Genomic DNA, 26,567 nt, shown 5'->3' with positions numbered 1-26,567 from the left:
CCTTTCATCTATGTCTGAAAGCGCATAAGTCTTTTGCCAAGCTGATCCTGCCAGCTCTGCGCGAGCTCCTTTACCTCAAGAAGCTCACGAATGGCCAATGTATCCTCTTTGTCGATATACATAATGCGATTGGCCTCGGCAAGCGTTTTTCCTGCGGCATGCCTTTCAACCACTTGAAAAGCTAATCCCGCTTTCACCGTTCCCTCACGAAGCACTCGGAAATAAAATCCCGTATAGCCCAGCTTCTGCACTCGTTCCGGCAGTTCCGGAAGCTGATGGCGAATCCCAAGCTTAAAACAGGGCTGCCGCGGCTGACTCACCTGCAAAAGGACATCTCCCGCTTCGACAATATCGCCAATGCACAAATCCTCTTCTGTCCAATTCGATAAAGTAAAGTTTTCGCCAAAAGCACCGTACTCGAAGGGGAGCGGAAGCTGTTCCTGCCAATATGGATAACGTTGTTCGAAATAGACGCAGACCGCCTTATCCGGACCGCCGTGATGAACGGTGTCCCCTTGACCGTCTCCCTGCAGCCCCGTAAAGCCTAGTGTGTGCGATAGCGGCGAAGCCTGCTTATAGATTCCGGTTAGGACCTCTTGAGTGCCATACGATACTACAGCAGGCTCACCGACATTCAAAGATACAAGTCGAGCAGGACCAGCATTTCTTTCCATTTGTGCGTCATCCTCCCAAACTGCCATCTCTTATTTTACTATTATAAGCTTGGAAGGGAGAAGTTGGCAAAATAAAATAACTGCATTAATAATTAATGCAATTAATTTATTTATTTTGCTTTCGACATCATAGCTTTCCAAACCGATTTAGCATTTGTCGAAATTTTCTCTTTTCTGTTGCATATTGCGCATACCCGGGAAATGATTTTATAAATAGATTGAATATTTCCTATTTTCACATTATACATTTCCCAAGCAAATTTCGAAATTAATCATTCACAAGCATCGGACCTAAAGGGCCATCTTCGTTAATAATAGACTGAAGCTCATATACTGAAATAGGAAAGTAAATAAAGCCATACACATAGGCAGACAGCTCATATAGCTGAAAGTAGATGACAAGCGAGCGATCCGCCACATAATAATCTTGATCAGGTCTTATTGCTTTGAACGGCTCAAGCGTATCGATGTCTCTTGCCCTGATTTGGGCACTGATGATCGCGCTGAGGCGCGTCACATAATCTGCTCCCGGCTTAAACAGCTGCGCAAGCGAATAGGTTTGTCCCGTCGATTGCTTGAAGGTCAATGACTTCTCGAGCGTTAGCCCGTGAGCCCCGCCTGTATAAGCATAATTAAACAACGACAAGCTGAGATAGTCCTTTTGGTTGTTCTTCTGCTCGTAATAGCCAAGCATTTGAGCTCTTGGATCATCCAGGGAGCCTTGACTGTGAACCAGCTGCTGAACAGCGTGGTGAATCGTTTGGTTTATTTTCATATCAGCGGCTGCGCTCGGTCCCCCGCTTACATGAGGAATAGCCAGCTCTGCTTTCGGATAAGCGGCTTTAGCCGTTTGAACAACAACAGGCGACTGAAATGACATGGGAGGACACCTTCCTATTCGGTAAGATGCTCCATTGTATGCAAAGTCCGGCTCATCTCATACCAAGTGATTCCTCCGTGCTTTGAGCTTGAAACTCCATGCAGCATAAATTGCTCCGCTTCATAGAAGGGGATCAAATGCTGCTCGCACATCAGTATCATTTTGTGAATGCCTGCTGCTGTGCATTGTTTTATAAGCGCTCTAAGCAGTAGGGCTCCAATCCCCCGCCGGCGATATTCGGGCGCAACCGCGACCGTCAGCACACAAAGATGGGGACCGTTTCTATCATCCGCTTGTTCACCCTTCATCTCGTCGCCGCAAGATGATTGCGACGTTCGTATACCATTCGTAATGCCAACAAGCTCTGACCCTGACCAAGCAGTCAAAAAGAAAGGCCTGTAGTACTGATAGCGGAACTGAAAGCCGCTAAACGTTGCTGCCGCCTCCGGAATGTAGCAGCGCTGCTCAAGCTTTATCGCTTCATCCAGATCTTTTTCTTCTATGATTCGAAGCACGACCGCACGGCTCACAGCATAGCCTTCTCACGTTCTGTCAAACGTCTGCCTCGAACATCGAGCACAATATTACCTTTATTTAATCCGATGATCCGGTCTGCATAACGTTCAGCCCAGTCTCCTTGATGCATGACCGCAATTACAATTACATCCTGTTCGCGGCAAAGCGCTTTCAGATCGCTTAAAACCTGATCAGCCGTATGAGGATCCAAGCCCGATACTGGCTCGTCAGCGCATATAACCTTCGCTCCGTGCACGAGCGCTCTTGCGATCGCCATACGCTGCTTCTCACCGCCGCTTAGCGTACTGGCCTTCTGATGTGCTTTATCGATCAGTCCCCGTTTCTCGATCATATCCATTGCGCCCATATAATCGTCATTGCGGACCATGCCTGTCCATCTGCGCCAGGCCGGCGTTTGCGTGACCGAGCCGATAATGACATTTTTCAAACCTGTTTTAGCCGGGAATAGAAACGGCTTCTCCTCCAAGTAAGCTACCTCGCGCTTAATCTTGAATCTGCCTGACAGCCCTTCCTTAAATACGTCCTTGCCGCCAAAATGATAAGAGCCGGAGCTCCATTTTTCCTGCAAAGCAAGGCAGCGCAGCAGTGTCGACTTTCCGCTTCCGCTTCCGCCCTTAATCGCAATAAAGTCACCTGGATAGGCTTCGAAGTTAATATCGTCGAGCACCTTCGGTCCCCCAGGAATTCGTTTGGTTAGATTTTTTATTCTAATCATTTTCCGCGCTCCTTCTGTTAGCAACTATCGCATCTATTAATCTAGTTTACGTGAAACAAAAAACAGTTTCCATACGAACAAATGTTTGCTATAATAATTACAAGAACAAACGTTCCTATAGTGTACGAATTCAATATTTTGAAGGAGGCTTGATCACCCATGAATAACATCTGTGAAAATTTCCGTTATGTAGAGAAAGTACGGCCTTGGCGCGACTTAACCTTTAAGTTTTACGCTGACGGTCGACTCGTCATTATTGATAATACAGCAGAGGAGGTGATCACCCCAAAGGATTTGAAGGGCGACAGCAAAGACTTCTACATTCGCAAGCGCATCTCGTTTATTAAGAATAAGCTGACTGACACACAGCTTAAATACGCTTAGCATACAAATTAAGGAGAGGCATGGATACCCTCTCCTTTTTCATGTTCACTACAGCTCACGGCTAAGGAAGCTGCTTGTTAATTCTGTTCAAGCTCGGCGGCAGCTTCGCGAATTTCTCTGTTTTCACGGTTCTTGTATGTTCGCGCACGCTGCTATGAATGCGATTCCCATTTGGATTTTCGCCTTTGCTATATGCCATAACTCATCACCTCCACTATCATTATGCTACAATAATTGGTTAACTATGTAAAAATATCACAACACCGTATGCCCTCATTGACTCGTCCCCACCTTTTGCGGTAGATTGTTCATACAGATTCAACTTCTGCAAAGGAGACATTTTAGATGAAGCAGCAGATCATGTTTGATTTAGACGACACCCTCATTCATTGTAATAAATATTTCTATATGGTTATCGATCAGTATATTGATGTGATGACGACTTGGTTTAACGGCTACCCGCATGTCACTGCACAGGCCATCAGAGATAAACAAATGGAAATCGACATTGCAGGCGTAGCTGCTTTCGGCTTTAAGAGCGAGCACTTCCCGCAATCATTTGTCGATGCCTATATCTATTTCTCCCATCTAACAGGCCGCAAGCACTCCATCTCCGAAGAAAACCTGTTGTGGAAGCTGGGGCTGAGCGTTTATGAGCATGATACAGAACCATATCCGAACATGGAGCAGACGCTCTTCGCGCTGGCCGAAGCAGGGCATGAGCTTCATCTCTACACGGGCGGTGAGCAGCCTATTCAACGGCGCAAGATCGAGAAGCTGCATTTAGAGCGCTACTTTGACACTCGCATCTATATTCGGCGATTAAAGAACAATGAGGCTTTGGAGGATATTTTATCAACGGGAGTGTTTGACCGGAGCATGACCTGGATGATTGGCAATTCGATCCGGACCGATGTTGTGCCAGCCTTAACCGCAGGCATTCACGCCATTCATATGCGGGCGCAGTCCGAATGGGAATATAACGTCATTCAAATCGATGTAGAGCCAAAGGGAGCCTTCCTGACTCTTGACCAACTGATCGAGGTACCGGACGCTATATACCAGTATGTTAACCGCTGAGACAGTATGCTCAAGATTGCGAAAGAGGGGCAGTGTTAAGGTCAATTGACCTTCTACACTGCCCCTCTTTTTTGCTTACAAGCTCCATTACAACTCTAAAGCCAGCTCACCCGTTTCTGCATCTTTCATGATAATTTTTCCTTCAACCGGTGTGCCGTCCGCTAAGGCCAACTTCAGCTTTGCTGTCCTCCCCTTCTCAACTAAAGCTTTAACCTGAGCATCCGTTAGGCTTCGCCCGTAGCTTTGCTTCCAGATTACGAATGTACAGCCTTCCTTGTAATGGGAGCAACCATAGCCTTTACGTCCCATGAAGATCGATCCTCCGCAGCCTGCTCGCGGGCATGCAGTAATGAGTGATGGTCCATTATCAGTTGAGGACTTGGCACTGATTCCCTTCGGTATGGCAGCATCTGGCTTTGCTTTGGAAACGCGGCTTCGCGCAGCTGTCGCTGATTTGCCAGCGGTTCCTTTCCCTTTTGCAGGAGCTTCACTCTCAAATGACGTTTTCTCAGCACGTGTTTGCACGCGGACCTTCTCTACGATCATCGTAGCGAACTTCTTCACATTTGCCATAAACTGCTCATTGGAAGCCGTTCCTCTCGAAATTTCGGTTAACCGCCGCTCCCATAGTCCAGTCATTTCAGGCGATGTCAACAGGTCGATGCCCGCGCCGCGAATTAATTCGATCGCTGTACGTCCCTTTTGCGTAACCATTATTTTTTTGCCTTGCATTTCTACGTAGCCTACATTTTTGAGCCGTTCAATCGTCGCAGCGCGAGTTGCTGGTGTACCTAGCCCTGAATCCTTCATGGCATCGCGCAATTCCTCGTCTTCAATTTGCTTTCCCGCGCTTTCCATCGCTTTGAGCAGCGTACCCTCTGTATAATGCTTTGGCGGCTGCGTATCCTTTTCTTTTACGATCGCATCCTCGCAAATAACGGCCTCATTCGCATTGATGAAGAAAGGCTCACTAACCTCAATCTCATCTTCCTCGGGCTCATCCTTGTCCTTGGCCTTTGCGCTCGATTTTGCCTTATCCTTCTTCTGATCAGCGTAGATAACCTTCCAGCCCAAGCTTAGAAGCTCTTTAACTGTCGTCTTGAATAGTTCATTCTCCACTTCGGTCATCACTGTGTGCACCTTGTACTCGGCAGCAGGATAAAATTGGGACAAGAACCTTCTGACGACCAGATCGTACAGCTTCTGCTCATCAGGACTAAGTCCGTTCGCTCTGCGATTCGTAGGTAATATCGCGTGATGATCCTCTACCTTGGCAGGATTGCATATAAACTTATTCCCTTTGTGAACGAGGCCGCGATTCGCGCCTTTGACGAGCTCGTCATATCCCATGCCCTGCAACGCATTCAACGTTTTGTGCATGTCCGGAATGTTTTGCTCCGTTACATAATTTGAATTCGTTCTTGGATACGAGATCACCTTATGCTTCTCGTAAAGCGCCTGAGCGGTGTCCAATGTTTTTTTCGCTGAAAAGCCGAACTTGCCGTTCGCCTCCCGCTGCAGCAGCGTCAAATCATACAGCTTGAAAGGATATTCCTTCGTATCCTTTACCTCGTATGAAGCAACTCCTCCCTGCTTTCCTTTCACCTTCGCAGCAAGCTCTTCGACCTTCCCTTGATCGGTCATCCGTTCACCCTGCCACATTGCCCGGTAGGTCATCTCATTTTGTGAGAAATGGCCCTCAAGCTCGAAAAACTTCAGTGAAGAAAAGGCTTCGATCTGCTTCTGCCGATCATAAATAAGAGCCAGAACTGGTGTCTGCACTCTCCCTACTGACAGCAGCACATTATGCTTTGTCGTAAACGCGCGCGAGCCATTCATGCCAATAAGCCAGTCTGCTTCGCTTCGGGCTGTTGCGGCGCGGGTCAGATTCTCATACTCAGCCCCTTCCTTGAGTTCAGCGAAGCCCTTACGTATCGTCTCTGGCGTAAGGTCGGATATCCATAATCGCTTAACAGGCTGGCTAAGCTTCAGATGCCGTTGAATCAGAGAGAAAATATATTGCCCTTCACGTCCCGCATCGCAGGAATTGATCAGCAAATTACTCCGTTTGGCCAAGTCGCCAATCACTTTAAGCTGATCCACCGTTTTCTTGTTCGGAACGAGCTTGAACTGTGCTGGAATGATCGGTAAATCATTGATGTTCCACTTCTTATAACGGTCATCATAAGCATCAGGTTCCGCAAGCCCGATCAAATGGCCTATAGCCCAAGTTATAATGTATTGTTCGCCTTCTATGTAGGAACGGTGATTTTTGGCTTTCGGATCGATTGCGGCCGCAATATTACGTCCCATATCCGGTTTTTCCGCAATGATTAATGTCTTCAAAAGAAAATCGCCCCTTCATCAAAACGTATACCTGCTATTTCTCCAATTCATGCGTGATCTTCGCGAAAATGGAACGCACGCCATTGGACCAATTTGGATCTTCCGCATAGGTCCGATTAATCCAAGTGATGGGGTCAACATCAACAGGCCTGTCCTTGCTGGCGTTCACAACCGTTCTTGCCGCGATCTCTGCGGATTGAGCAATATTCGTATTGAAATCGAGCCAGCTATGAAAAACATTAAACGGATTATTGGCAATTTCCTTGTAGTTTTCGTTCGACCTCGGAACGAAGCCCTGCTCCTGACCTGTAATGGCAAATAATAGCCCAGGATGAATATTAAATTCATAGGCCGCCTTCATAATCGCATCAAAATAAGGCTTCTCCTCTAGAACGGAATCTCTGGTTTTCAAATAAGCAATAAGCTTAGCTTCATTAATTTCCTGATAACGAAGCTCTGCAGGCAGTCCATTCTTCGGAACAGCAATCGCCATAGGCTGAACAGGCTTAGGTACCCCGATGGTCTGCTGTACATTTGACGTTGGCTCGCTTAGCGACCAAGCATATAAGAAAGAAGCCGCAATTAAAAACATACACAACGCAGCGTAAGTTATCATTTTTGTTCTTCTTCTTTGTTGCAAAGGAGCCGATCGCGGTATAGGCAGTCGGATAACCTCGGCTTGCATGAGAGACGATGATTCGGCTTTGAGGTTTGCGCTCTCAACCACTACTAATGCTCTTAGCCGCCCCCATAGGCTGCTGGCTGCATCGGCTGACGGCTGCGCCTCTAATGCCAGCTCGTCCAGCAAATGCTTCAGCAGCGGCCTCTCGCAACGAATACCAAGCTGGCCTTCCACCCAAGCATGCAGTGGCTCAGAAATACGAGGTCCCGATCGATCCAGACGTAAGCAAGCCAAAAAAATATCATCCGCTCTAACCGGTCTCTGCTGCTCCAGCACTGATGTTCGAATAAGGTCTGTCGTCAAGGATCGCTTCATCTTCTCATCAAAACTCGGTAATTGTTTATAAATAATCCGATGCACCGCATCCGCTACGATTTCCGCCCGTTTATCCTGCGTCAATTCAGCGTATTTATGCTGCACATAGCTTCGTATATTGCGAACGTCTGTCGGTGATAGTACATAGGCTTGCTCAGCTGCCATGACGAATCTCCCCTTTACGTCATCTCACACCGATTCTACCACAGCTTTCCTAATTATAGGGAGCTTTGTTTTTGAATCTCAGCTTGAATGTCCGGCTGCATGATAATGGCAGTTATTTGCTCCTTCTCGCCTACTGTGAACTGATATTCGCAGTCACAGCCTTCATCCTGCGGAATCATCTGTGCAATTGCACCGTCCAACGTACAGATGACAAGTGCTGTGAAATCAATCAGATCCGACGGCGCCTCCGCTGCAGGGGAAAGTTCGAAACGAAGTACAATGTCTACCCATTGGTCATCTCTTCGTTCAATTACAGGCTGAAAGGATTGGAATTTCAGCTCCGTTATACGATCTAATCCATATTTAATCATATCCGTTCTCTCCTTTTCATGATACTAAGCTACCTCAGCAAGAAAAGCGCCCGGAGGCGCTTCTCTAAATTAATTATGACTTGCTGTATTCTACTATTATGGCAGCATCGAGGTGCCCATCAAATATTTATCCACTTCACGAGCAGCCTCACGGCCTTCATTAATCGCCCATACAACCAAGCTTTGACCACGTCTCATATCGCCTGCAGCGAAAACTTTGTCTACGCTTGTCGTATATTTGCCGTATGCCGCTTTCACATTCGTACGGCGGTCCTGTGCAAGACCCAGCTGCTCAATAATCGGCATTTCCGGCCCTTCAAAGCCTACCGCGATAAATACAAGATCCGCCGGCCATACTTTCTCCGTGCCTGGAATTTCTTTATAAATTTTACGTCCAGTTTCATCCACTGTACGCTCAATTTGTACGGTATGAAGTTCCTTCAGGTTGCCATTCTCATCACCTACAAATTTCTTGGTAAGGACAGAGAACGCGCGTGGATCTTCACCAAATAGTGCTTTTGCTTCCTCTTGCGCATAATCAAGTGTATATACGTTAGGGAATTGCGGCCATGGATTATTGATCTGATCACGCTCAAGCGGCGCTTTCGCATGCGTACCGAATTGGGTAACCGATTTGCAGCCGTGACGAAGCGCAGTTGCTACGCAGTCTGTACCTGTGTCGCCGCCGCCAATAACGATGACATCTTTGTCCTTCGCCGAAATATAATTGCCATCCTCCAGATTGGAGTCCAGATAACTCTTAATTGTACCATTCAAATAATCCATAGCCATATGAACGCCATTCAAATGACGTCCTTCGATCTCAACGTCACGCGCTCTTGTTGCACCGCCGCACAGAACTACAGCATCAAATTTCTCGACGAGCTCTTTCGCCGAAATATCCTTGCCAATTTCTGTATTTGTAATAAATTCAACGCCTTCTGCTTCCATCAAGTCCACGCGGCGCTGTACGACATGCTTCTCCAGCTTCATTGTAGGAATGCCGTAAGTAAGCAATCCGCCGAGACGGTCTGCACGCTCATATACCGTTACCGTATGGCCGGCCTTGTTCAATTGTGCAGCAGTCGCCATACCGGCAGGCCCTGAGCCTACAACGGCTACACGTTTGCCTGTACGCACCTTAGGAGGTTGAGGAACAACCCAGCCCTCATCGAAACCGCGGTCGATAATAGCTTGTTCGATCGTTTTAATTGTAACTGCATCGCCAATCAACCCAACCGTACAAGAGCCTTCGCATGGAGCAGGACATACACGACCCGTAAATTCAGGGAAATTATTCGTTTTATGCAGACGGTCCAGCGCTTCGCGCCACAATCCGCGATAGATCAGGTTATTCCACTCTGGGATTAAATTGTTAACCGGACAACCTGAGACAGAGCCTCCAAGCTCAATACCTGTATGACAATAAGGCGTACCGCAATCCATGCAGCGCGCGCCCTGCGTCTTCAACTGCTCATCTGAAAAATGCTTATGAAATTCTTGCCAATCTTTAATGCGCTCCAGCGGATCGCGATCGGCGGGCAGCTCGCGTTGATATTCCATAAAACCTGTAGGTGTAGACATGATCGCATTTCCTCCATCCATATTTCCCGTTTACCGTTAAAAAATTCTCTTACCAAACTATATCGGGAATCCATTCAATATTCAATAACAAACTTTATACAAAACCAATAAAATGTTCGGGTTACTCGTTTACTATTTTACAACATCCTAGCATTCATGTCCTGAACGCGTTAATGGATTATCCGCATAATCATTTGCACTTTATGACACATTGTTCGTCATATACTTCTATTTTATAGATCACCGATGTCCGAACGGCGTTTAAAGGTCTGAAAGGTAAAAGCATATTTGTTTCGAGCATCGTTTTCTCTTCTTTCACTTTCCACAAGCTCCCATTCAGATTCAAGGAATAAAGGAAAAAAAGCGTCGCCGCCCTCTATCTCTGCTTCAACTGCCGTCAACAATATCGTATCCGCGTAAGGAAGAAACTGCTTATAAATCTCAGCACCGCCGATTATCATAACCTCGTCTTCCTTGCTTAACGCAATAGCTTCATCCAAGGAATGGACAGCCTCGCAGCCTTCAGGCTTGTAATCGAGCTGCCTTGTTAACACGACATTTCTCCGATCCTTAAGCGGCTTCGGCAGCGATTCGAACGTTTTGCGCCCCATTAATACCGTTTTACCTACGGTCATTTTAGTGAAATAAGCCATTTCTGCCGGCAGCCGCCATGGCAATTGGTTATCCATCCCGATCGTACGGTTACGATCCATTGCAGAAATTAATGTAATAGACATCTAAATCCGCACCTTCCTATGAACAAGCCACTGCTTCTATACCGCAACGGGTGCTTTAATAGAAGGATGAGGCTCGTAATTTTCGATCGCTAGATCCTCTACCTCAAAATCAAAGATCGACTTTTTATCGTCATTCATCTTCAAGACAGGCAGCGGCCTAGGCTCTCTGCTTAGCTGCGTTTGAATTTGGTCAAGATGGTTTGTATAAATATGGGCGTCACCAAGCGTATGAATAAATTCACCAGTCTCCAAACCGCATTCATGAGCAATCAAGTGCGTAAGCAGTGAGTAGCTCGCAATATTGAAAGGGATTCCAAGAAAAATATCCGCGCTTCGTTGGTACAACTGGCACGATAGTTTGCCGTTTGAGACATAGAATTGGAACATCGTATGACATGGCGGAAGCGCCATACTCGGAATATCCTCCGGATTCCACGCCGAGACAATCAATCTTCTCGAGTCCGGATTACGCTTTATCGTGTCTATGACATCCTTAAGCTGATCAATGCTGTCGCCTTGGGAGGTCTTCCATGCTCTCCACTGCTTGCCGTATACATCACCAAGCTCTCCAAACGCCGACGCGAATTCATCATCGTTAAGAATACGCTGCTTAAACACAGCCATCTGCTCGTTATACTGTGCTTCGAATATAGCATCGGTTTGCGACCGGAGGCCGAAATTCGCCATATCGGGGCCGTTGTAGGAATCGCTTTCTACCCATCGTTTAAACGCCCATTCATTCCAAATATTATTGTTGTACTGGAGAAGATAACGAATGTTCGTATCTCCTTTTATAAACCATATGAGCTCGCTCGCAATTAGTCGAAACGGAACCCGTTTTGTTGTCAGCAACGGAAAACCTTCGTTTAAATCAAATCGCATCTGATAGCCAAAGGTGGAAATCGTGCCCGTTCCGGTACGATCCTCCTTCTTTGTTCCGTTTTGAAGTACATATTTCAACAATTGCAAATAGGAATGCTCGCTGTTGCTCACCTTCATACCGCCTCCTAGCACGAAACCTAAAAATTCGACAAAGTAAGCTTTATTATACTATTAATTACTTAATCTGTCCTGCTTTCGTTTTTTTCTTAATTGATGACGTTCGGGAGCGGACTCATGCAGGTTTTTTTCTTCCTCCGTCTCCGGAACAATCGTTGGCACCTCTGCAGGCTTGCCGTCGTGACCCAGTGCTACGAAAGTAAAAAAAGCCGTTACCGTTTTCTTCCGGTCACCGGTATGTAAATTCTCAGATACTACCGTCACGTATATTTCCATGGAGCTGCGTTTCGTCCATGTCACAAAGGCTTCTACTTCAATAACTTCTCCGACACGAATAGGCGCGAGAAAATCCAAGCTGTCGGTAGAGGCTGTAACGACCTGCATTCTGGCATGTCTCATGGCAGCAATTGCAGCAACCTTGTCCATATATTCCATCAGCTTTCCGCCGAACATCGTTTCATAATGGTTTGTATCCAGCGGGAAAATAAGCTGTGTCATTAACGTACGGGATTCTTTTGCAGATTTAGTCCGATTCTCCATCTTATTGTACGCCCCTTTTCGTCAAGTATCGAAGCGATGATGCGCAAAGAGGCCCCGTGGCTGGAAAGCCGCGTGACCTCATGAATTGCTAAATACATTTATAGGAATCGATTATTTAATAAAGGTGTGAATCGGGTGACCAAGCGCAACCTCAGCCGCATCAAGAACAATCTCGCCTAGAGTCGGATGCGCATGAATCGTAAGCGCGATATCCTCAAGCGTTGCACCCATCTCGATAGCAAGAGCAAGCTCTGCAATCATGTTGGACGCTTCAAGACCGATAATTTGTGCGCCAAGCACAAGACCGGAATCTGCATCGGAAACGAGCTTGACGAAGCCTTCGTTAGCGTTAAGCGACATTGCGCGTCCATTGATCGCGAATGGGAATTTACCGATCTTAACATTGTGGCCTTTGTCCTTCGCTTCCTTCTCGCTGAAGCCTACGCTAGCGCACTCAGGATCGGAGAAGCAGACAGCCGGCACACATTTGTAATCAATAACGCTGGACTGACCGGAAATCGCTTCAGCAGCTACACGGCCTTCATACATTGCTTTGTGAGCAAGCGCAGGTCCGGCAATAATATCACCAATAGCATAGATATGCGGAATGTTCGTACGGCACTGCTCATCAACCTCAACCAGACCGCGATCGGACATTTTGACGTTGATCAAATCAAGACCAAGCTCACCATCGGTATTCGGACGACGTCCAACCGTTACGAGCAAGTAGTCTGCCGTTACTTTTTCTTCTTTGTCGCCGACAGTATAAGTGACTGTAACGTCTTTATCTGTCTGTTCAGCGCTCTTCGCTTGCGCGCCGGTTACGATGTCAACGTTTGTGCTTTTCAGCTTCTTCGCGACGATCGAGGACATATCTTTATCGAAGCCTGGCAAAATCGCGTCAGAACCTTCGATTACCGTTACCTTTGTGCCGAACTTCGAATACATTTGGCCAAGCTCGATACCAATGTAGCCGCCGCCGATAACAACGAGGCTCTTTGGAATTTCAGGCAAGGATAAAGCGCCAGTAGACGATACGATACGGCCGCCGTAAGGGAATGCCTTAAGCTCGATCGGACGTGAGCCGGTTGCGATGATACAGTTTTTGAAACGGTAGCGCGGCGCTTCTTGATCATTGAATACGCGTGCTTCGTTTTCATTGATGAACATCACTTCGCCTTGGAAATATTGGACTTTGTTTGCTTTCAGAAGGGAAGCAACGCCGCCTGTCAATTTCTTAACGATGCCGTTCTTGAATTCCTGCACCTTGCTGAAGTCAACCTTTGCTTCGCCAACCTCAATACCGAAAGCGGAAGCATGACTGATCGACTCATATTGATGCGACGCGGAAATGAGCGCCTTCGACGGGATACAGCCTACGTTCAAGCATACGCCGCCAACATATTCTTTATCCACGATAAGTACGTTTTGACCAAGCTGTGCAGCACGAATAGCTGCTACATAACCGCCTGGACCCGCACCAATGACTAGAGTATCAATATCTAGGGAAGCATCACCTACGACCATGTCTTAAACCTCCATTATGAACAGTTCAGGCTGCGCCAGAAGCTGTTTGATGTAGTTCATAAAGTTTTGTGCAGTTGCACCGTCAATCAGACGGTGGTCAAAGCTGAGTGAAAGTGCCATAACAGGTGCTGCTACAATTTCACCATTACGAACAATCGCTTTCTCCGAAATGCGTCCAGTTCCCAAGATAGCAACCTCAGGGAAGTTGATAACCGGTGTGAAGAACATACCGCCAGCGGAACCGATGTTCGAGATCGTGATCGTGCTCCCCTTCAACTCGCTGCCCGATAGCTTTCCGTCGCGACCGCGAACGGCAAGATCACGAATAGCATCAGCAACCATGAAAATATTTTTGCGGTCAGCGTCCTCGATTACCGGAACGATTAGACCGTTATCCGTATCAGTAGCAATACCGATGTTGTAGTACTTGCGCAATACGATTTCTTGATTAGCTTCATCAAGCGTAGAGTTCATAATTGGGAACTGGCGGCAAGCTGCCACGAGCGCCTTCACGATGAATGGCAAGTAGGTAAGCTTGGAGCCTTTTTTCTCTGCATAAGGCTTATATTTCGTACGCAGCGCCACAAGCTCGGTAACATCAACCTCATCCATGATGGTAACATGAGGAGCCGTGTAGACCGACTTGGACATCGCGTTAGCGATAACCTTGCGAATTCCTTTGAACGGAACGCGCTCTTCCGGACGATAAGCTGTTCCTGCATCTGTATGAGCCGGCTTCGCTTCGCCTGCGCCTTTAGCAGCAACCTCAGCATTATCCTTCTGTTCAGCCGCTGGAGCTGCTGTGTCAGCCGCTGCTGGCGCGCCGCCAAATCCGTTAACATCGTCGCGAGTAATACGGCCATTCTTGCCTGTGCCGCTAACCTGCGTCAAATCAACGCCCTTCTCGCGTGCGAATTTACGTACGCTAGGCGTCGCAAGCACTGGGCCGCCAGAAGACTTTGGAGCTGCTGCAGCTGTTGGTGCAGCTTCAGCCTTCGGAGCTGCCGGCGCTTCTTGAGCCGCTGCAGGCGCGTCCGCTTTTGGAGCTTCAGCAGCAGGTGCCGCTCCCTCAGGCAATTCGCCTTCAGCATCAATAATCGCTACAACCTCGCCAACGTGGCATACCTGACCGTCCTTAACAAGCACTTCAAGCACTTTACCGTTTACCGGGCAAGGAACCTCAACGATTGCTTTGTCGTTTTGTACTTCCATAATAATATCATCATCTGTAACCGTGTCGCCGACCTTGATATGCACTTTAATAATTTCGCCTTCGTGCAATCCTTCGCCCAGCTCTGGGAAACGATATTCGAATTTAGCCACCGCTTGTAACCTCCTTTAAAAGTTCAGTACTTTTTGTACCGCTGCAGAGATACGAGCTACGGAAGGAAGCCACGCATCCTCAACTTGAGCAAACGGATATACCGTATCCGGACCTGCAACGCGAAGTACCGGCGCTTCTAAGTGCAAAATTGCTTTTTCATTGATTTGAGCGATAACCTCGGCTGCAACGCCGGAAGTTTTTTGTGCCTCTTGCACCACGATCGCTCGGTTTGTTTTCTGAATGGAAGCTACAATCGTATCAATATCAAGCGGAAGCAAGGTGCGAAGGTCGATAACCTCAGCGCTTACGCCTGTTTTTTCAAGTTCCTCAGCCGCTTTTACAGCTGTGTGAACCATCAGGCCGTAGGAGATGATCGTAACGTCTTTACCTTCGCGAACAACGTTAGCTTTACCGATCTCAACCGTGTATTCGCCTTCTGGCACATCTGCCTTGAACGCGCGGTACAGGTTCAAATGCTCCATGAAAAATACAGGGTCATTGTCACGAATTGCGGAAATCATCAAGCCTTTAGCATCGTAAGGATTTGAAGGGATGATGACTTTAATACCAGGCGTTTGAATTGCAAGGCCTTCAAGGGAATCCGTGTGCAGCTCGGCTGCCTTCACGCCGCCGCCAAAAGGCGTACGGAATACGATTGGCGAGTTATAGCGTCCGCCGGAACGGTAACGCATACGCGCTGCTTGAACAAACATTTGGTCAAGTGCTTCATATATAAAACCTACGAATTGAATTTCAGCGATTGGACGGAAGCCCTGCAAACCCATCCCTACTGCCATGCCTGCAAGAGCCGATTCAGCAAGTGGCGTATCGAATACGCGCTCTTCACCAAACTCTTCCTGCAAACCTTCTGTCACACGGAATACTCCGCCGACCTTACCTACGTCCTCACCGAAGATGACAACGTTTGAATCACGTTTAAGTTCTACGCGCATCGCATCGCGAATTGCTTCCAACATATTCATTTGAGCCATGATCGTCTGATCCTCCTCTACTATTGAAAATCGGCCTTTTGCTCTTCCAGATATTGCGGTGTTGTTTCAAACATTGTATCGATCAAGCCTGCCACTGTCATTTTCTCAACCGCTTCAGCTTTTTTGATGTGCTCGTTAACTGTCGCTTTCGCTTCTTCTTTCACGCGGTTCGTATCCTCTTCCGTCCAGAGGCCTTTTTTCTCCAAAAACTTGCCGAAACGAATAAGCGGATCCTTGAGTGCCCATTCTGCTTCTTCTTCTTTTGTACGATATTTCGTTGCGTCATCCGCCATCGAATGCGGACGGAAACGATAGGTTAAAATCTCGATCAGAGTAGCGCCTTCGCCGTTGCGTCCGCGTTCTGCCGCTTCTTGAACCGCTTTAATAACGGCAAGCACGTCCATTCCGTCTACTTGAACGCCTTTGATACCAGCTGCCACAGCTTTGTGAGCAATGGAAAGTGCAGCTGTCTGTTTAGCGAAAGGTGTCGTAATCGCATATCCGTTATTTTGTACGGCATAAATAACCGGCAGCTTATAAACGCCGGCAAAGTTCATGCCCTCGTAGAAGTCGCCCTCTGAGGAACCGCCATCACCTGTATACGTAATCGCTACACGCTTTTCGTTCTTTTTCTTGAAAGCCATAGCAACACCTGTTGCATGCAAAATTTGCGCGCCGATAATAATTTGCGGCATAAGAACATGCACATCTTCAGGAATTTGTCCGCCGTGCTGATGTCCGCGGGAATATAGGAATGCTTGGTAAAGCGGCAATCCGTGCCATACAAGCTGAGGCATATCACGGTAGCCAGGGCAAATGAAATCATCTTTATTTAGCGCGAATTCGCTTCCGATCATCGATGCTTCTTGTCCAGATACAGGCGCATAGAAACCGAGTCTGCCTTGTCGTCCAAGATTTACCGCGCGCTCGTCCCACGTACGGGTAAATACCATGCGATACATTACTTCTTTTAATTGATCGTCCGTTAATTCAGGCATTAAGTCCGGATTAACCACTTCGCCTTCAAGCGACAAGACGGATAGCGGTGTAACCGGTTCCGTTTGAACTTCATATGGCAATTTGCTCATTTTGAACGCTCACCTCAATCGAAATATTTGAAAAACGTTTACCTCTGTTATAGAATTATTATAAACCTGTTTAACGAAAATGGTCAAAGCAAAAAACAAAAAAACCTTTGTTTTTTCGCCGATTCTCATCATTCTCTTATGAAATTGTATATGCTACAGACTTATTTTTCGGCTGTAACAGCATAATACAATACATACGGATGAGATGGAAATCCGTATCACACCTTTCTATTGTTTTCCCACAACAGGAACATTCCATTCAATCATTCAAATCGTAAGGAGATAAACAAAATGACAGATGAAAGATATTTAAAGAGGACGATTGTCAAGGAGAATGTTCCAAGCCGCTATCTGCCTGAGGGAGAAAGAAATTTACGTATTTTTTTGCCGCCGGGCTACAATGAAGTGCTAAGCTATCCTGTTGTTTATTGCCAGGATGGCGAGGATTTCTTTAACTTCGGCCGTATTGCGACTACCGCTACAAAGCTGATCCTTGATGAGGGACTTGAGCCCTTCATTATAGTAGGCGTAGATGTAGATAAGAAGCTGCGTACAGAAGAATATACACCGGACGGCAATCGACATGAGGGATATATCCGTTTTTTTGCGGAGGAGCTCATTCCATTCGTCGAGGACCGATACTCGGTCAGACGAGAGCCTGAGCATAGAATAGTTGCAGGCGACTCGTTGGGCGGCTCCGTTTCCCTTCATCTTGCACTGGCTTATCCGCAATTGTTTACTCGGGTCATGTCTCTATCCGGCGCCTTTTACGGCGTATCGCAAAACATCATTTCTGAACAAAGCGACCTAAGCTGGCTAACGGTCTACATGATTGTCGGTCTGCAGGAGGATGCTTACGAGACCGATCGGGGCGTATTTGATTTTGTCGCACTGAATCGTAACGCCAAAGCATTGCTGGAGCTGAAGCAGGCTGCTGTCTTTTATGAAGAAAAGGACGGCAAGCATCAATGGGGCTTTTGGCAGAAAGAGCTGGATAAAGCACTCTCCTACTTCATTGAGGTGGAATAACGGAGTGAATAAGGAGAAGCTGTCCGGCAGATTCATAGCAGAATCCATGGACAGCTTCTTTTTTTTCCTTTTACGCGAGGCCTATATCCGCTCTTACACGTTCAAGCAGTACCGTGCAGCCGTTCTCTACCAGCTCATACACGAATGAGAAATTACCATCATAATAAGGATCTGGCACATCCTTTATTCCTTTATCAGGCAAAAGCTCCATAAAGGTAAACAGCCTTCTATACGCACCTTCAGCTTGGCTGGTCTCTCCACCTGCAGTCTCCATCAGCATACGGACATCGCGCAAGTTATTCGTATCCATGCAGACGATATAATCAAATGTCTGGAAATCATCGGCCCTGACTAAACGGGCTTTCATGCCTTGATATGAAATACGATGCTGATCCAACAGCTTACGTGTGCCTTCATGGGGAGGGTGGCCTAAATGCCAGTCTCCCGTTCCTGCGGAATCCACCTCGATTTGGCCATCAAGTCCAGCCTGCTCGACCTGATGGCGCATGACAGCTTCCGCCATTGGAGAACGGCAAATATTGCCTAGGCATACGAACAATATGCGAGCCTTCATTTTGCTACCCCTTTCTGCTGAGCATCAATCGGTGCCGAACTTAGCGAGCGACGCGGCAGCTTCCACTTGAAATAAACCGAAAGCATTCGAAATGTAATAACCAGGGCAAACAACAACAGCAGCTCCAGCGTCGACTTAAACCAACCCAGCCCAATTGCAAGTCCAGCCAGCATTGCCCATACCGCATAAATCTCATCCTTCAAAACCAGCGGCTTGCGTCCAGCGAGTAAGTCCCTAATAATACCTCCACCAATACCAGTCAGCATGGCTGCAACGAGCACTGCGCTTAACGGATGCTTCATTTGTGTGGCGTATAGCGCTCCTTGGATCGCAAAGGCAGATAAGCCGATCGCATCGAAAAACGCCTCGCTGCGCCGCCACTTATGAATCCAATCGACCGGAAGAAAAAACGCAATAGTCATTGCAAACATTGCAATCTTGAATAAATGGCCCTGACTCCAGAGCATCGTAACCGGCATCCCGATCAACAGATTGCGCACGACTCCGCCTCCAAACGCTGTGACTAGGCCGAGTACGAATACGCCTAAAATATCGTATTCCTCCTCCATCGCCACGATCGCGCCGCTTACCGCGAAAGCAATCGTGCCAATAATACTGAATACGGCAAAAATATCCATGCTCACTTCAAATACTCCTCGCTTCCCGTCCCATGCATCGACCTTCTACATCGGTGCTTACCTTCCCCATTTTAGCTGGGGTCATGCGGTTTCGCAACGACAAATTTCGCGCTAAATGGAACAATTACGCAACCATAAAGCTTTATACTAGTTTTTATGGAATAAAAGGATTTATACTTGTATGGCAACCATACTATACCTGCCATTTAGAAAGGACATTCGTAATGAAAAAACGCATCGTCATATGTACGGGCGGCCAGCTTGGCGTCTGGGCTATGAATCATATACAATCAGAAGATTTTCTAATAGGGGCTGACAGCGGAGCCCGTTTCCTTATTTCGCAAGGATTACGGCCGGATATTGCCATCGGTGACTTCGACTCCGTAACGGAGGAGGAGCTGCTTCTTATCCGGGAACGCAGCGGACAGACGATTGCATGTGATCCGGTTGACAAGGATTATACCGACACCGAGATGGCCTTGCGACTCGCTCTCGATATGCAGCCGACAGAGCTGATATTGCTTGGAGCGCTTGGCACAAGGTTTGACCATTCGCTTGCCAATGTCCACCTGCTGGCACTTGCTGCCATACAGAAAGTTCACGCTGTCATTATTGACGATCACAACAAAATTTCACTCGCTGCAAATTCGCTTGCGATCACTCAGCAGGGCTATCCCAATGTTTCCTTGCTCCCGTTATCCATGCAGGTGAAAGGAATTACATTAACCGGTTTTAAGTATCCGTTGACGGATGCCGTATTAACAATAGGCCAGTCGCTTGGAATCAGTAATGTATTGACCGTCGACACAGGCACCATACATATTCGCGAGGGGTTGCTTCTCGTTATTCAGAGCCGGGATTAACAGACAAAAAGCCAAGACAATTAGATCTTGGCTTCCTTCCCCTTATATCAACTAGCTGTCTTCCTTCGGTATAATGATCGTTTTTCCCTCAATAAACTTGCTATTCATTAACTGCTATATCGTTATGATCATATCCGTTAGTGCAAATTGCATATTTGGCGGCAGCGCATAGGAGCTTCTAAGATCAATATCATGAGACATATGCGTAAGCAGCGTGCGCTTAGCGCCCCACTTTTTCGTCAGCTCAATCGCTTCAACCACATCATATACCGAGCGAGTAGGATACTCGAACGGTTCTTCATAAAAGCTGGTGCCCAGTACAAGCAGATCAAGTCCGTATAACGGCTCCTGCTGCTTCTCCGTTAAGCCGATCGCATCCGAGCAATATACCCATTTATATCCATTTGACTCATTCTCAAACCGGAATGCGTAAGCATAGCCGTTCTTGCCATGATTGACGCGCCAGCTGCGTGCAAGCCAATTCCCCAATGTTACAGGCTGATCGAAGGATTGAAAATCGATTTGCTTCCCGAGCCATGGGAAACGGGCTAATATTTCCTCAATGACTTCAGAGGGAGCGATTGCGGTACCCTTCTTTTTCTGCCATCTGCAGGCATCCGCCCATTCTACCAAACCGCCGATATGATCAAAATGCGCATGCGTGACCAATAACGTATCGACAGAACGCAGCGATGCCGCTTCCATCTGCTTGCCCCAATCCGGACCGCAATCAATCCATAACGAGCCGGCAACCGGATCCTCGATTTGCATCGAGGATCTCAGACGCCGGTTAATCCCGCTTTCTCTAGCTTCCGCGCATACTTCACAATTGCAATATACACGAGGAACCCCCATTGAATCACCAGTGCCTCGAAAAATCAGCTTCGTCATATTGGAAGCAGCTCAATCTTCTCCGCAGCACGAATGCGATCCATCATCTCCAGCCACTCTTTCGGCTTATTAGGCAGTGCCGCGTAATAGCCTTCAAGGAATGACGCAACTAGTGAAGCCTCTATCGACTGCCGCTCTTCATCCTGCGGCAGGAAGCATAGATCAAGCTCCGATACCGCCTGGCCCTCATGGTCCCATGATGGATGTACATAAGGCATATTAAGACGTTTGTAGCCGATATGCGACAACACCTCACGTCGGACATACGGATTCATCGGAGAAACACCGCCAAATTCATGCTCTTCTGCGCGGTAAGGATCGTAGACCTCAGCGAACATGCCGATCGGCGTTGTACCCGATTGCTCAGCCAGTTTTTGCAGATCACGCTCACGATTGCGGAGCAGAAATCTGCCAATACCGAGTGATGGCTTTCCAATAATGGTGAAATCGGTCATCGCGACGCACAGCTTGGGATAATAACGGTATTCCGTTGAGCCTACGACTTCGCCTTCAAGGATAGCCACATAGACGTGAATGGAGGGATCCTCAAGCGGCTCCTTCCAAAGCTCATAAGCCAACACTTCCTCTGGCGGGAAAATCGATTGCAGAAGCTTATGTAATGCCCCAAAATATTGATCTTCAATTGATGTGATACGATGGTAGGTTAGCATGTGCAATTCAATCTCCTTTATTTAAATGGATTGCGCCATTCCATAATGGCCGCATTGTTGTGAGACTGCTCGTCCTCTAAATAGTTACGGGCAACGCCTACTGGCATACGTCCGCAGCGCAGCAGGAAGGTAATAACAGGGTCCTTCCAAACGCCTTGAATAACTTTGTCCAAATAAGCTTCTGGCGTTACTTCGCTCGCATGCTCAGCATACCCCGGCATGCGCCCTCCCCCGAGCAGCCTGCTCAACCCTAATTGGACCACTGTTTCATACATCGACTGCATGAGCCATTTGCCAATGCCTGATTTGCGATATTCGGGTATGACGCAAATATCAACGACATACAAGGTCTCTCCATCACGATCATGATTACGAATATAACCGTTCCCAGTAATGGTCTCCCAATCATGTGCGCGGCCGTAATTGTCCATATTCACGATCAGGCCTGTCATTGAGCCGATTAAACGGCCATCCGCCTCAGCACACAAAGCACCTTCAGGAAAACGAGTGATATGCTCATGCAGCTGCTCCGTATTCCATAACAGCTCTTCGGGAAAAGGAGGCGGAAAGCTTGCCCGTTGGACATCAATCAGTGCCCCAAGGTCATCCTCAGTGTAATTGCGAATGACTGTTTTTTGCGGTTTGCCATCAACAAACAAGTATAGCTCCTTGCGCATTGCCGGTCCCCCTTCTGATCCTGTCGGATCCTCCTAATTCAGCTAGCTCCAGTCCGGATACAGATCGGTCCGACGATCGCGCCATGTCGTCACGGATCCCTTTGCTCTAACTTCTTCTAGCAGCGCTAAATCCAGATCTGCTACTACGAGCATATCATCATTGATGATCCCCTCACTAATAATGCCTGCTGGAGGGAACGGGATATCATTAGGTGATAGAATCGCAGCCTGGCCAAAGTTGGCGCGCATGAAATCAACTTTGCGAAGCGCCCCTACCGTACCCGTAGTAACGATATAGATTTGATTCTCAATCGTTCTTGCATGACAGCAGTATCTTACGCGATAGAAGCCATGTCGGTCATCCGTGCAGGAAGGACAGAATATAACGTCGGCCCCTTTCGCCCGAGCCATGCGGACAATTTCCGGAAATTCGATATCATAGCAGGTTAACATCGCAATGATGCCGAATGCAGTCTCAAACACTTCAATACCCTCACCAGGCGACATATTCCACTCGCTGATCTCGGTCGGAGTCAAGTGAATTTTATGCTGAACATCAATTTTGCCATCGGGATGGAACAAATGAGCAGCATTCCGCAATTTTCCATCCGCAACTTCGATAACATGCGTGCCGCCGACGATATACATATTATATTGTTTGGCTAAAGAACGGAATAAATCCAAATACGCTTCCGTAAAATCAGGAAGGCGCTCAATTGGCAGCGCTGTACCTTGTTCGTCTCCAATGGAAAGCAGCTGTGTCGTCATAAATTCCGGGAATAAAACAAATTGGGTATCATACTCCGACGCATTGCGTACGTAATGAGTTACCTGGTCGGAAAATTGCTCAAAAGATGTGATATCTGTCAGTTTATATTGTACCGCCGCCGTGCGAAACTTCATTAGAATTAACCTCCATCTGCGAGTTGCTATTGCTTTCTTTGTTTAAACTGAAGGGTTATCGTTGTTCCCAAATCCGGCAAGCTGAATACATCAACCTTACCTTCATGCAAATCGATGATTCGCTTTGCTATCGACAAGCCAAGCCCGACTCCACCTGTTGCGCGACTCCTCGCGCCATCAACGCGATAAAACCGTTCGAACAAATGAGGAATTTCATTCTCCGGTATGCCTATTCCTTTATCCTTGACCTCAATTTTCACGATATGTCTATTAAGCACAAGGGTTACATCAATAGGCTCCTTCGAATATTTAATCGCATTGTCTAATAGAATAACCAAAAGCTGTCTTATTTTATCCTTGTCGCCCACCATGCGAATGACCTTGGATAACGCCTTCACGCGAATCGGCCTGCCAAAAGTCGTTTGCAGCATCGTAGCCAGCTCATCTACCATTTGAACGACATCAAACAGTTCCAGCTTCAACCAATCCTCTTGTTCGGCCTCGGCAAGCATCAGCATCGATTTCGTTAAATTTTGCAATCGATTGGCTTCTTTATCAATCGCCTCAATGGCCTCGTTGCGCAAGCTTTCATCATCTTTGCCCCAACGCTTCAACATACCTGCGTAGCTGCTTATAACGGTAAGCGGTGTTTTCAGTTCATGCGAGGCATCCGCAACGAATTGCTTTTGTTTAGCGAACGTGCGATCGAGTCGTTCAATCATTTGATTAAAAGCGCGAACAAGCTGTAAAAGCTCTGCGGATTCTTCCCGGCTATTCAGCTCGATTTGCCGCAGCTTTCCGCTTCGATCGATTTCCCGCATCGTATTGACCATTTGCTGGATAGGGGCCGTTAATCGCGAGGTAAACCAATAGGTACCAAATATCGCAAACAAAATAGCGCCTCCGCTTGTTACGCTCAAGGCAGCGACAAGCACCTGCAAATAATTATCCAGCTCATCCAATATTCGATTGACTTCCAGCATGGCAATGACACGATTTCCCTCATAGATCGGAACCCGCATAAACAAAATGCGTTCTCCGCTCTTCGTGATCATTCCTGTGTGATGGTGTGTCTCGAATGCTGCAGGCAGCTCCAGCAGAAAAGGGTCCGAGCCTGTAATATTAACAACACGATTGTTTGGTACAATGATACGAATCATTTCATTAACATTGTAGTACTCATTCAGCAGCTCCGGCGTGTTGAGTCCCCGGCCGCTCTGAATTCTAGGATTCTCCAGCATGAGATTGACCTTATTAGCAATTACTTCTTCTTCGCTTTCCGTCGTGATTTTGATCACGTAGAAATAGACAAAAATATTAAATAGGATCAATATAAAAATGAGCCAAAAGATCGTAAACAGCGTAAACCGTTTGCGCAGCGTCATGCATCGGGCTCCTTAATCATATAGCCTACGCCGCGAACAGTGTGTATCAGCTTATGACGGTAGCCTTTGTCCAGCTTTTGCCGCAAATAACGGATATAAACATCGACTAGATTTGTTTCGCCAATAAAATCATAGCCCCATACTTCCGATAAAATATCCTCACGCGACTTTTCGATATTTTTGTTTTCTACGAGATAGACCAGCAGTTCAAATTCGCGAGGCGTCAGCTCAATGAGAATATCTTTTCGGTACACTTTGCGTGTACGAAGCTCAATGGTTAGATCGCCTACCTTAATCATGTCCGAGCCTTCCGCTTCACGCGGATTCTGCTGGAAGATACGCAAAATATTACGCACCCTGGCAAGCAGCTCCTCCATTGCGAACGGTTTCGTAATATAATCGTTAGCACCGTGCTCGAAGCCGCTAACTTTATCTGGCACTGTGTCTCTAGCCGTTAATAATATAATCGGTACAGGATTGCCTGCCTGACGCAGTAATCGCAGCACTTCAATTCCGCTCATTTCCGGCAGCATGACATCCAGCAGAACGAGCTGCCATTCGCCGCTGGCTGCCATCTCATAACCGGTTCTTCCGTCAGCTGCCGTGCCAACCGTATAGCCCTCATGCTCAAGCTCAAGCTGCAATATTCGGGAAATGCCGGCTTCATCTTCTACGACAAGAATTCGCTCTTTCATCTTAGAGGTTCACCTGCTTCCAATTGTCGATTTTCTGTTCCATTTTATATTAATGAAGCTTGTTTGCAAATGCAAGCAAGCCGGCCTACAAGAAAAGTAGACCGGCGATTGCCGCGAGCAGCACGGCTGCCCATGGAGGGAGCTTCCAAATGTGCAGAACTGCAAATAAAGCTAGAACAATTGCAAAATGCAATGGTGTCAAAACCGTATCTATAAATATAGGGTCGTAGAGCGCCGCAAGCAGAACGCCGACGATCCCCGCATTAATGCCCTTCAATCCAGCTTGGGCGAACCGATTGCGCTTTAACGTTTCCCAAAATGGCAGCGTTCCGATTAGAAGCAAAAACGCAGGAAGGAAAATAGCGATAATCGCAATAAACGCATAAACAATACGCATCGGACCGGCTTGCAAGGCTGCACCAATGTATGCGGCAAAGGTGAACAGCGGTCCCGGCACAGCTTGTACCGCGCCATACCCCGCCATGAATTGATCATGGCTGAGCCCCTGCCCTTCCTGACCCAGAAGCTGGGCTTCGAGCATTGGAAGGACAACATGACCACCGCCAAATACGAGAGAACCTGCACGATACATACCGTCTGCTAAAGATAATAACGATGAGCCCGTCATTCCACTCGCGAGGGGCAAGCAAACTAGCAATAAAAAAAACAAAACAAGCATACTTGCGGCAAAGCCGCGACCAATGAAATGGTTAACGTCATCATTTTCGTTACTGTCAGCTTTAGCTTCCTGCGGCTTTAACCATATAAGACCGATAACGGCGCAAATGATAAGGGGAAGAAGTTGTCCCCATAGGGCAGGCATAAAAATTGCGACGCTTGCAGTGCCGAGCGCCATTGTCGCCCGCGTTGGATCAGGCGCTAAGGAACGCGCCATATTCCATACGGCCTGGGCGACAATCGCAACAGCAGCGAGCTTTAACCCCTGCAGCCATCCGGCCTCTGTCACAGACAACGAATGTGCGCTATAAGCAAAAACAATCATAAGAAGCGCAGATGGCAGCGTAAAGCCAAGCCAAGCCGCAATTGCCCCTAACGCCCCTGCTCTCCTTACCCCAATCGCCATGCCGAGCTGACTGCTCGCAGGTCCTGGAAGAAACTGACATAGAGCGACAAGTTCAGCAAAGGAACGATCGGTAAGCCATTTTCTGCGTGCTACATATTCCTCGCGGAAATAGCCAATGTGAGCAGCAGGCCCTCCAAAGGAGGTGAGCCCAAGCTTCAATGCCGTCAAGAAAACTTCCCACAGCGCTCCGAGACTAAAGCTCCGTTTCGTCATCCTT

The 26,567-nt window shown here is 47.4% G+C and carries 29 protein-coding genes; 4 read left to right on the top strand and 25 right to left on the bottom strand.

Annotated features, from left to right (window positions below; translation table 11 throughout):
• Positions 1-8: 8 nt before the first annotated feature.
• The 4 genes from ACO9K6_RS17875 to ACO9K6_RS17860 form a co-directional block, all read right to left on the bottom strand.
• Entirely contained in the window at positions 9-674 is a 666-nt protein-coding gene (locus tag ACO9K6_RS17875; RefSeq protein WP_424768911.1) for an MOSC domain-containing protein, read from the bottom strand.
• Positions 675-942: 268 nt separating this feature from the next.
• Positions 943-1,554: a DUF3298 and DUF4163 domain-containing protein gene (locus ACO9K6_RS17870; RefSeq protein WP_424768910.1), complete on the bottom strand. Its 612-nt coding sequence runs from the start codon at positions 1,552-1,554 to the stop codon at positions 943-945.
• Positions 1,555-1,568: 14 nt separating this feature from the next.
• Entirely contained in the window at positions 1,569-2,084 is a 516-nt protein-coding gene (locus ACO9K6_RS17865; RefSeq protein ID WP_424768909.1) for a GNAT family N-acetyltransferase, read from the bottom strand.
• Entirely contained in the window at positions 2,081-2,806 is a 726-nt protein-coding gene (locus ACO9K6_RS17860) for a phosphonate ABC transporter ATP-binding protein (protein WP_424768908.1), read from the bottom strand. The genes ACO9K6_RS17865 and ACO9K6_RS17860 overlap by 4 nt, the downstream gene beginning before the upstream one ends.
• Before the next feature lie 159 nt (positions 2,807-2,965).
• Between ACO9K6_RS17860 and ACO9K6_RS17855 the strand changes: the two genes are divergently transcribed.
• Positions 2,966-3,190: a hypothetical protein gene (locus ACO9K6_RS17855; protein WP_424768907.1), complete on the top strand. Its 225-nt coding sequence runs from the start codon at positions 2,966-2,968 to the stop codon at positions 3,188-3,190.
• A 61-nt stretch (positions 3,191-3,251) separates the two neighbouring features.
• Here the strand turns inward: ACO9K6_RS17855 and ACO9K6_RS17850 are convergent, their stop codons facing one another.
• Positions 3,252-3,389 carry a hypothetical protein gene (locus ACO9K6_RS17850; protein ID WP_424768906.1) on the bottom strand — a complete coding sequence of 46 codons (138 nt, stop codon included), beginning with the start codon at positions 3,387-3,389 and terminating at the stop codon, positions 3,252-3,254.
• A 146-nt stretch (positions 3,390-3,535) separates the two neighbouring features.
• On the opposite strand from ACO9K6_RS17850, the gene ACO9K6_RS17845 reads away from it, so the two are divergent.
• Positions 3,536-4,270: an HAD family hydrolase gene (locus ACO9K6_RS17845; RefSeq protein ID WP_424768905.1), complete on the top strand. Its 735-nt coding sequence runs from the start codon at positions 3,536-3,538 to the stop codon at positions 4,268-4,270.
• Positions 4,271-4,357: 87 nt separating this feature from the next.
• On the opposite strand, the gene ACO9K6_RS17840 is transcribed toward ACO9K6_RS17845, so the two are convergent.
• The 11 genes from ACO9K6_RS17840 to pdhA form a co-directional block, all read right to left on the bottom strand.
• Positions 4,358-6,616 (bottom strand): type IA DNA topoisomerase, encoded by a 2,259-nt coding sequence (locus ACO9K6_RS17840; protein WP_424768904.1) that lies wholly within the window; start codon positions 6,614-6,616, stop codon positions 4,358-4,360.
• 34 nt (positions 6,617-6,650) lie between these two features.
• Positions 6,651-7,778 (bottom strand): hypothetical protein, encoded by a 1,128-nt coding sequence (locus ACO9K6_RS17835; RefSeq protein ID WP_424768903.1) that lies wholly within the window; start codon positions 7,776-7,778, stop codon positions 6,651-6,653.
• Positions 7,779-7,831: 53 nt separating this feature from the next.
• Positions 7,832-8,149 carry a hypothetical protein gene (locus tag ACO9K6_RS17830; RefSeq protein WP_424768902.1) on the bottom strand — a complete coding sequence of 106 codons (318 nt, stop codon included), beginning with the start codon at positions 8,147-8,149 and terminating at the stop codon, positions 7,832-7,834.
• Between the two features lie 96 nt (positions 8,150-8,245).
• On the bottom strand, positions 8,246-9,733 hold the full coding sequence (locus tag ACO9K6_RS17825) for a glutamate synthase subunit beta (RefSeq protein WP_424768901.1): 1,488 nt from the start codon (positions 9,731-9,733) through the stop codon (positions 8,246-8,248).
• 233 nt (positions 9,734-9,966) lie between these two features.
• Positions 9,967-10,470, bottom strand: a complete 504-nt coding sequence (locus ACO9K6_RS17820; RefSeq protein ID WP_424768900.1) for a dihydrofolate reductase — start codon at positions 10,468-10,470, stop codon at positions 9,967-9,969.
• A 36-nt stretch (positions 10,471-10,506) separates the two neighbouring features.
• Positions 10,507-11,469, bottom strand: a complete 963-nt coding sequence (locus tag ACO9K6_RS17815; protein WP_424768899.1) for a thymidylate synthase — start codon at positions 11,467-11,469, stop codon at positions 10,507-10,509.
• 54 nt (positions 11,470-11,523) lie between these two features.
• On the bottom strand, positions 11,524-12,009 hold the full coding sequence (locus tag ACO9K6_RS17810) for an acyl-CoA thioesterase (RefSeq protein WP_424768898.1): 486 nt from the start codon (positions 12,007-12,009) through the stop codon (positions 11,524-11,526).
• Between the two features lie 111 nt (positions 12,010-12,120).
• A complete protein-coding gene (gene lpdA, locus ACO9K6_RS17805) occupies positions 12,121-13,536 on the bottom strand; it encodes a dihydrolipoyl dehydrogenase (protein ID WP_424768897.1) in 1,416 nt (471 codons plus the stop codon).
• A 3-nt stretch (positions 13,537-13,539) separates the two neighbouring features.
• Positions 13,540-14,859 (bottom strand): dihydrolipoamide acetyltransferase family protein, encoded by a 1,320-nt coding sequence (locus ACO9K6_RS17800; protein WP_424768896.1) that lies wholly within the window; start codon positions 14,857-14,859, stop codon positions 13,540-13,542.
• A 15-nt stretch (positions 14,860-14,874) separates the two neighbouring features.
• Entirely contained in the window at positions 14,875-15,852 is a 978-nt protein-coding gene (locus tag ACO9K6_RS17795) for an alpha-ketoacid dehydrogenase subunit beta (RefSeq protein WP_424768895.1), read from the bottom strand.
• Positions 15,853-15,872: 20 nt separating this feature from the next.
• Positions 15,873-16,940 carry a pyruvate dehydrogenase (acetyl-transferring) E1 component subunit alpha gene (gene pdhA, locus ACO9K6_RS17790; RefSeq protein WP_424768894.1) on the bottom strand — a complete coding sequence of 356 codons (1,068 nt, stop codon included), beginning with the start codon at positions 16,938-16,940 and terminating at the stop codon, positions 15,873-15,875.
• Between the two features lie 291 nt (positions 16,941-17,231).
• On the opposite strand from pdhA, the gene ACO9K6_RS17785 reads away from it, so the two are divergent.
• Positions 17,232-17,969: an alpha/beta hydrolase gene (locus tag ACO9K6_RS17785; protein ID WP_424768893.1), complete on the top strand. Its 738-nt coding sequence runs from the start codon at positions 17,232-17,234 to the stop codon at positions 17,967-17,969.
• Between the two features lie 70 nt (positions 17,970-18,039).
• Here ACO9K6_RS17785 and ACO9K6_RS17780 read toward each other — a convergent pair whose 3' ends face one another.
• Both ACO9K6_RS17780 and ACO9K6_RS17775 read right to left on the bottom strand, forming a co-directional pair.
• Positions 18,040-18,543: a low molecular weight protein-tyrosine-phosphatase gene (locus tag ACO9K6_RS17780; RefSeq protein WP_424768892.1), complete on the bottom strand. Its 504-nt coding sequence runs from the start codon at positions 18,541-18,543 to the stop codon at positions 18,040-18,042.
• On the bottom strand, positions 18,540-19,181 hold the full coding sequence (locus tag ACO9K6_RS17775; RefSeq protein WP_424768935.1) for a trimeric intracellular cation channel family protein: 642 nt from the start codon (positions 19,179-19,181) through the stop codon (positions 18,540-18,542). Before ACO9K6_RS17775 ends, ACO9K6_RS17780 begins: the two co-directional genes overlap by 4 nt.
• Before the next feature lie 224 nt (positions 19,182-19,405).
• On the opposite strand from ACO9K6_RS17775, the gene ACO9K6_RS17770 reads away from it, so the two are divergent.
• Positions 19,406-20,044: a thiamine diphosphokinase gene (locus ACO9K6_RS17770; protein ID WP_424768891.1), complete on the top strand. Its 639-nt coding sequence runs from the start codon at positions 19,406-19,408 to the stop codon at positions 20,042-20,044.
• Between the two features lie 114 nt (positions 20,045-20,158).
• Here the strand turns inward: ACO9K6_RS17770 and ACO9K6_RS17765 are convergent, their stop codons facing one another.
• From ACO9K6_RS17765 to chrA, 7 genes are all read right to left on the bottom strand, one after another.
• Positions 20,159-20,935: an MBL fold metallo-hydrolase gene (locus tag ACO9K6_RS17765; protein ID WP_424768890.1), complete on the bottom strand. Its 777-nt coding sequence runs from the start codon at positions 20,933-20,935 to the stop codon at positions 20,159-20,161.
• Positions 20,932-21,606, bottom strand: coding sequence for a GNAT family N-acetyltransferase (locus ACO9K6_RS17760; RefSeq protein ID WP_424768889.1), 675 nt, complete (start codon positions 21,604-21,606; stop codon positions 20,932-20,934). Before ACO9K6_RS17760 ends, ACO9K6_RS17765 begins: the two co-directional genes overlap by 4 nt.
• Positions 21,607-21,623: 17 nt before the next feature.
• On the bottom strand, positions 21,624-22,283 hold the full coding sequence (locus ACO9K6_RS17755; RefSeq protein WP_424768888.1) for a GNAT family N-acetyltransferase: 660 nt from the start codon (positions 22,281-22,283) through the stop codon (positions 21,624-21,626).
• A 42-nt stretch (positions 22,284-22,325) separates the two neighbouring features.
• Positions 22,326-23,186 (bottom strand): carbon-nitrogen hydrolase family protein, encoded by an 861-nt coding sequence (locus ACO9K6_RS17750; protein WP_424768887.1) that lies wholly within the window; start codon positions 23,184-23,186, stop codon positions 22,326-22,328.
• A 26-nt stretch (positions 23,187-23,212) separates the two neighbouring features.
• Positions 23,213-24,571 (bottom strand): HAMP domain-containing sensor histidine kinase, encoded by a 1,359-nt coding sequence (locus tag ACO9K6_RS17745; protein WP_424768886.1) that lies wholly within the window; start codon positions 24,569-24,571, stop codon positions 23,213-23,215.
• A complete protein-coding gene (locus ACO9K6_RS17740; protein WP_424768885.1) occupies positions 24,568-25,266 on the bottom strand; it encodes a response regulator transcription factor in 699 nt (232 codons plus the stop codon). The genes ACO9K6_RS17745 and ACO9K6_RS17740 overlap by 4 nt, the downstream gene beginning before the upstream one ends.
• A gap of 85 nt (positions 25,267-25,351) precedes the next feature.
• The gene (chrA, locus tag ACO9K6_RS17735; RefSeq protein ID WP_424768884.1) at positions 25,352-26,563 is read right to left on the bottom strand and encodes a chromate efflux transporter; all 1,212 of its coding nucleotides are present in this window, start codon (positions 26,561-26,563) and stop codon (positions 25,352-25,354) included.
• Positions 26,564-26,567: the final 4 nt, after the last annotated feature.

This window comes from Paenibacillus praedii, from assembly GCF_049725345.1.
Lineage (GTDB): Bacteria > Bacillota > Bacilli > Paenibacillales > Paenibacillaceae > Pristimantibacillus.
Note: the sequence above shows the minus strand (reverse complement) of the source record. Positions and strands in the feature narration are given on the sequence as shown.